Origin of the sequence: uncultured Campylobacter sp. (genome assembly GCF_937921625.1) — a bacterium.
Lineage (GTDB): Bacteria > Campylobacterota > Campylobacteria > Campylobacterales > Campylobacteraceae > Campylobacter_B.
This window is the reverse complement of the sequence record NZ_CAKZTI010000026.1, coordinates 81,501-88,018: the sequence shown is the minus strand read 5'-3', so window position 1 is coordinate 88,018 and position 6,518 is coordinate 81,501. Positions and strand designations below refer to the sequence as shown.

Below are 6,518 nucleotides of genomic sequence, written 5' to 3'. Positions count from 1 at the left end.
AATTTAATCGTGCTTTGAAATAAAACGGAGCGTAATATAATTTCAAAATTCTATTAAAATTATAAAAGTTAGCTTAAAAAGCGTCTTTTGCGATAAGCGATAAATTTTACGCTAAAACGCCGCCATTATCGAAGTAAAAGCGTAAAATTTAACTATTAAATTTAATATGCGATATTTGCATATTGCTTAAATTTTGCTTAAAAAAATTCACTAATTTAAAAATTCTTTTATAATCTAGAAAGTATAATAGCCGTGCAAACCAAAATTCTTGAAAGGAATATTATGCAGTCCAGAGAAAAGATTGTCAAAACGACTTGTCCTTACTGCGGCACCGGCTGTGGTATCGATCTTATCGTAAAAGACGGCAGGATCGTAAACGCGCGCCCTACGCAGGCCCACCACGTAAATGACGGCGAGCTATGCTTAAAAGGGATGTTCGGCTGGGAGTTTGTAAACTCTCCAAAACGCCTTGCCAAACCTATGATCCGTAAGAAAAACGGAGTATTTGATAGAAGCGGCAAGCTTGAGGAGGTAAGCTTTGAAGAGGCTTACGATTTTGTAGCGTCTAAATTTAAAGAGACCGTCGCTAAATATGGCCCAAGCTCAATAATGGGCTTTAGCTCGGCGCGCTCAAATAACGAAGACAACTACGTTTTTCAGAAATTTTTCCGAGCTCAGGGCAGCAATAACGTCGATCACTGCGCCCGTCTTTGACACGCTCCTACAGTGGCAGGTCTTGCCAACACGCTAGGAAACGGAACGATGACGAACGATTTGGTAGAATTCGCTACCGATACGGACGTATTTTTACTCATCGGCACCAACACAAGCGAGTGCCACCCGATCATCGCTATGCAGATGCAGCGAGGCTTGCAGCGCGGCGCCAAGATGATCGTCGTAGATCCAAAGCGCACCGATATGGCCAAAAAAGCCGACATCTATCTGCAAATCCCGGTGGGTGCGAACATTAAGACGCTAAATACCATTATGAATGTTATCATTGCCGAAAATTTGCAAGATGACGAGTTTATCAAAAACTACGCTCACGGCTACGAATATCTAAAAGAAGCGGTTAAGGACTTTACTCCTGAGCGATTCGAGCGCGAGACCGGCGTGAAAAAGGAGCTCGTAATCGAAGCTGCTAGAATGTATGCTAAAGCAGGTGCAGCGGCGATCTGCTACACGATGGGTATCACGCAGTTTAGCGACGGTACCTCAAATGTCTTTTCGCTTTCAAATTTAGCTATTTTGACGGGAAATTTAGGCAAACGAGGCGCAGGCGTAAATCCTTTGCGCGGTCAAAACAACGTTCAGGGCGCATGCGATATGGGCGCGCTGCCTAATGTCATCCCTGCAGGTGCGGTAAATTCCGCTTATGCGCAGGAGCAAGCGCGCAGAGTATGGCACTTTGAGCTAAATCCGACTCCAGGCTTTAAGCTTACGATTGCTCCCGATAAGATGGATAGCGGCGAGCTGAAGCTGCTCTACGTTTACGGCGAAAACCCTGTAATGAGCGATCCTTGGACGGAGCACTTCGTGCATGCAACGCACCATTTGGATTGCTTTATCGTGCAGGATCTTTTCTTTACCGAGAGCGCACAGAAGGCCGACGTCGTACTACCTGCTGCCGGCTGGGGCGAGAAGGATGGCACCTTTTTAAACACTTCCCGCCGCGTCCAGCGCACGCGCAAGGCAAGCGAGCCGGCTCCTGGCGTAGAGCCTGATTGGAAGGTGGTTTGCAATATCGCGCAAAGAATGGGACTTGAAGGGTTTGATTTTTTAAGCGCGGAAGAAATTTGGAACGAAGTGCGTGCATTAATGCCTAAATTTTTCGGCGGTATTAGCTACTATAGGCTAGATAAGCTAGGCGGCATCAGCTGGCCATGTCCTGATGAAGATCATCCAGGCACGCCGGTTCTTTACGCAGATCATAAATCGATGCTGCCTGATGGTAAATTTAGAATGGTGCCGGTGCTTTACGTGGATGATAAAGAGGAGCGCGCTAAAGCGGAGGCGGATTTCAGAGCCAAGATGAAAATCCCTGATGATTATCCGGTGGGAAGCGGCGCGCTTAGCGAGATTCCGGATGAAATTTATCCGTGCTTATTTACGACTGGGCGCAAGGTCTATCACTACCACACCGGCACGATGACCAGAGAGTGCCGCGCGCTAGAGTACGGCGCGGGCGCAGAAGGCGCGCTCATCGAGGTAAGCCCGGACATCGCACGCGAACGCGAGCTTACCGAAGGCTGCTACGCGCTTGTTAAAAATAAGCGCGGTCAGATCGCTGCGAAGCTTCGCATAAATCCGGATCTGAAAGAGGGCACGATCTTTACGACCTTCCATTACAGCGAGGCCGACGGCAACGAGCTCGTGCATGCGGGCGATCTGGATCCGCTATCGGGTATCCCGCCGCTAAAGATGACGATCGCAAATATCAGAAAGCTTAGCGAGAGCGAGTTTATCGAGTTCAGAAGGCAAAACGAGATGTCGATGCACTCTGAAAAACCTTATCTATCGCCGGTGCATAAGTAGTTTGGGCGGCAAGCTCTGCGCCTGCTTTGCAAGGATGAAATTTAATCGCGGCTGCAGGTAGTGGCTAAATTTAATTAAATTTCATTTTCGCGGGCGCTTCATAGCCGCTTGCGCGCACGGTGCGAGCGGCTCGTGGAATTTTCCACGCGATTTTTTAAATTCAAAAATGCGAGCGATTTAAATTTACGCACGCCGCTTCGTTACGACGGCTTTACTTCGGCGAATTAAGGCTATTTAAGCAAAATTTCACTACGATACGAGCAAATTTAAATAAGGAAGGTCTATGGAGCCGATTTATAGGGCGGAGATAGTTAAATTTAAAGGCGATGAAAGAAGGATCGTAAGCGATATCTTAGTGCGCGAGATCAAGCTTGAAATTTTACTAAACGACAAGCGTTTCGGCGCGCTGATGGCGACTCCGAGCGATCAGAAGGCGCTTGCGATAGGCTATTTGCTGAGCGAAAATTTGATCTCGGATGCAAGCCGTATAAAGAGCATCGAGCTCGCGCCGGATGGGCTTAGCGTGAATGTCTGCGGCGAGATAAACGAAAAGCGGCTAAATAGCTTCGATGCCGAAAAGGTCATCATCAGCGGCTGTGGACGCAGCTCTACGGCAAATATCGATCCTGAGGCGATGGCGGCGCGCAAAGTCCGCTCGGACGCTAAATTTCATAAGAATGAAATTTTAAATTTGATGAGCGAGTTTTACACGCAGTGCGAGCTTTACGAGATGACGGGCTGCGTGCACACCGCAAAACTCTTTACCGCGAGCGGCGAGTATTTTATCGGCGAGGATATCGCCCAGCACAATACCATCGATAAATCGGTCGGCAAGGCGGTTTTGGCGGGGCACGATACGCAGGGCTCGCTTCTTTTGGTAAGCGGCAGGTTAAGTTCCGAAATGGTCGCCAAAGCCGTGATGAGCGGCATTAGCGCGCTTGTTTCGCGCACGGCTCCTACGAGCCTCGGCGTAGTGATCGCGCGTAAATTTGATCTTACCCTTTGCGGCTTCGCGCGCGGCGAAAATTTAAACGTTTATAGCGGCGAAGAGAGAATTTTGAGTTAAGAGGGCGGCATGGAGATAGATATCAAGATAGACGATAAAAAAGCAAGCGAGATCAAAAGGCTGATTTTAAATTTACTAAATCCAAGCGGCAAGCTTGATTGCGGCGCGGCGTTTAAGATCGCCGCTAAATTGGGCGTGGACGCGAGCATCGTAGGAGATCTCGCGGCACGCGAAGGGATACGGATAGATCGCTGCGAACTCGGACAGTTCGGCAAGCTGCAATGTAGCGGAGGCAGTATAAAGGCGCTGCAAAAGCTAGATCCGCTTTTGGATGAGAAAAGACGGATCTTTTGCCGTGACGCCCGCGCCGTAGCTAGCGGCGGAGTAGGGTTTGATACGGTGCGCTCTACGCTTAAGGAGCACGGCATAGACGTGAAATATTGTCAGCTGGGCTGCTTTAAAGAGAAGAAAGGCAAAAGAATGAGAGTAAAAACAAAAACTTGGATCGAAAATGCGCAGGGCGAGCTCATTTTCGGCAAGGGTAAAACCGAAGTGCTGGACGTGATCGCTCAGACGGGCTCCATCTCTAAGGCTGCCGAGGTTTTGGGGATGAACTACAAAAAGTGCTGGAGCCATCTGCAAATTTTACAAAAAAATCTGCAAGAGGAGCTCTTTAGCACCAAGCAAGGCGGCGGCAATGCCGCAGGCACGACGCTAAATGCACGCGCGTATGAGCTGATCGCTGCATATAAGCAGCTGCAAAGCGATATAGAACACTACGCAAACGAGCGCTTTAAGGAGCTGTTTTTGAAAAAAGAGAGCGAGAAAGACGCAAGTAAAGAGGCAGATAAAAACCATTAAATTTAAAGGAGAAAACGATGTTTGTAAAGCTAAACGACCGAACCTATCTAAACAAAGATAGGATCACACGTATCAAGGTAGATAGCGTCCAGGACGGTATCAGAATTCGCTTCTACGAGGGGCAGTTTCAGGTAGCCAAAAGCGGCAGATTTGAAAGCGAAGAAAAAGCGATGGAGTGGCTGCAGAAAAATTTTATCGGCAAATAAGCGCGAAGCGCACTTCATGACCGCGCGAGCAGCTTGCGAACAGTCCGCAAAATAGCGGCTCTTTGTGATACGGCAAAGGCTGCTCGCTGCTCATTAGCACTACGATGATTTTTAGTGGTTTGTGCTTTTAAGAAAAGCTTGCGCAAAGACGTTGCGGTAAATTTACGGCGAACGAGCTTCGGATATGGAGCCTAGTGTAGCGTGCAAATAGGGATACGATTACGCAAATATTGTCTATGACGACATTCGTTCGCCAAATTTACTTGAAAGATTTCATCATTCAAACCTGGCTTAACCGCATTTCTCAGCTAGCTTTGCCTATTTCGTCTATATAGTATTTATATTTTATTAAGTACTGATTGGGTATAGTCGCGAGCAAAATTCTAAGGGGAAATTTTGAAAAGCTTCAAACTTCGGTTTATTTATGCTATCTGCGCTGTAGTCGTATGCGCGCTGTATCTGCTAGCCGAAAGATCGGGCCTTGTGGAGCGCAAGCAAACCCATTTTACCGTTACTTCAGATATAAATGTCTCCAAAGTGCCAGGTTTTAGCAAATACGTAACTCAAGAAGAAGTTGAAAGTTTTGCGTTTCGCTACTGGGATATAGATTATAATTCAAATCCAAAAAACGTATTTAAAGAACCCGCTATAGACGTAGAACTAAAAAGGCTTTTAAAAAGCAAGCAAACAGATAAAATTTTAAAATTTATGAAAGATAACAATCTATCCGTCGAGCATACTATGGACGGAGGGGTAACGCCTGTGATGTATTCTAGCTTTTGGGATGATGAAAATACTACCCAAGAGCTTATAAAGTTAGGTGCGGATATACATAAAAAAGATGAATACAAGCTATCTGCTATGGCCTATGCGATAGAAAATAATGCTACTAAATCGGTAAGACTGCTTTTAGATAACGGCGTTAAATTTGAAGAAGTCAAAATGGTGCAGGGCTATATAGTTTGCCCTAGATATTCTGACGACACCGAAATCATAGTTGGCAACAATATAGATATAAAATTACGTACTGAGTGTCTAATCAATCATGATCACTCAAAAGATCCTGTTTATCCATTAAACTATGCAATATATAGTAATTTGATAGAAATTGCCAATATGATGCTACAAAGAGGTATGAAACCGAAAGCATATGAAGGTCCTTTGTATTATTTAAGTGAGAACGGCGTTTCGTTTAAACAAAAGGAAATATTTAAAAAATCTATTTATACTTTTCTTCCGCGGGATATGATGTATAAAGATAAATTAGAATTATTAATAAAATATAATATAGATGGTCTACCGAGTCAAGATGATATTGTTACGGCTTATAAAAATTGTTTGGATAGTTTAGCTGGATCTATAAAAAAGAAGGAATCTTACATAAATCATATGAACGATTACTGCTATGGAGAAAAGATTTTAGAATCATATGATTGGGCTCTTCGGGGTAGATGGGAAGTTAAAAATAACGAAGAAAAAGATAAAGGAACGGATAGATACTGGAAAGAAAAAGATTTTATAAAATTTTTCGGCTATATGCCAAATGATAAAAAATGTACTAAGCTAGAACCGGATATTAAAATATTAAATTTCTATAATATGAAAATAGATAGATATAAAGCTCTTTGCGGCAATGGGCTAAGCGATGAAGAGATTTTGCAAAAAAGTAGCCTAAAAGATAAAAATAGTACTGAGGCATTCGATATTGAGACATTTTTTAAATATTTAAATTTTGAGGAAATGCTAGAGGAAGCGAAAGTGAAAATTCTACATGACGGCGAGAAGATAGATATAAAAGATTATGCCGAAATTCTAAGACAAGAAGCAGCTAAAAAACTAGATAGTAATCAATAAATTTGAAGGAGTAAAACTATATAGCATCAGAAATTAAGTGATATAGTGGGCAAAGC

The 6,518-nt window shown here is 44.3% G+C and carries 5 protein-coding genes; all 5 read left to right on the top strand.

Annotated elements, in window-relative coordinates:
- Nucleotides 1-282: 282 nt before the first annotated feature.
- The 5 genes from Q0101_RS03800 to Q0101_RS03780 all read left to right on the top strand — a co-directional run bounded on the left by Q0101_RS03800 (nucleotide 283) and on the right by Q0101_RS03780 (nucleotide 6,462).
- Nucleotides 283-2,535 carry a molybdopterin-dependent oxidoreductase gene (locus Q0101_RS03800; protein WP_297942483.1) on the top strand — a complete coding sequence of 751 codons (2,253 nt, stop codon included), beginning with the start codon at nucleotides 283-285 and terminating at the stop codon, nucleotides 2,533-2,535.
- Between the two features lie 283 nt (nucleotides 2,536-2,818).
- Nucleotides 2,819-3,601 (top strand): formate dehydrogenase accessory sulfurtransferase FdhD, encoded by a 783-nt coding sequence (fdhD, locus tag Q0101_RS03795; RefSeq protein ID WP_297942481.1) that lies wholly within the window; start codon nucleotides 2,819-2,821, stop codon nucleotides 3,599-3,601.
- A gap of 9 nt (nucleotides 3,602-3,610) precedes the next feature.
- Complete coding sequence (locus Q0101_RS03790; RefSeq protein ID WP_297942478.1) at nucleotides 3,611-4,402, top strand: LysR family transcriptional regulator; 792 nt, start codon at nucleotides 3,611-3,613, stop codon at nucleotides 4,400-4,402.
- 17 nt (nucleotides 4,403-4,419) lie between these two features.
- Nucleotides 4,420-4,608 carry a hypothetical protein gene (locus Q0101_RS03785; RefSeq protein WP_005869215.1) on the top strand — a complete coding sequence of 63 codons (189 nt, stop codon included), beginning with the start codon at nucleotides 4,420-4,422 and terminating at the stop codon, nucleotides 4,606-4,608.
- Between the two features lie 396 nt (nucleotides 4,609-5,004).
- Nucleotides 5,005-6,462 carry an ankyrin repeat domain-containing protein gene (locus Q0101_RS03780; RefSeq protein ID WP_297942476.1) on the top strand — a complete coding sequence of 486 codons (1,458 nt, stop codon included), beginning with the start codon at nucleotides 5,005-5,007 and terminating at the stop codon, nucleotides 6,460-6,462.
- Nucleotides 6,463-6,518: the final 56 nt, after the last annotated feature.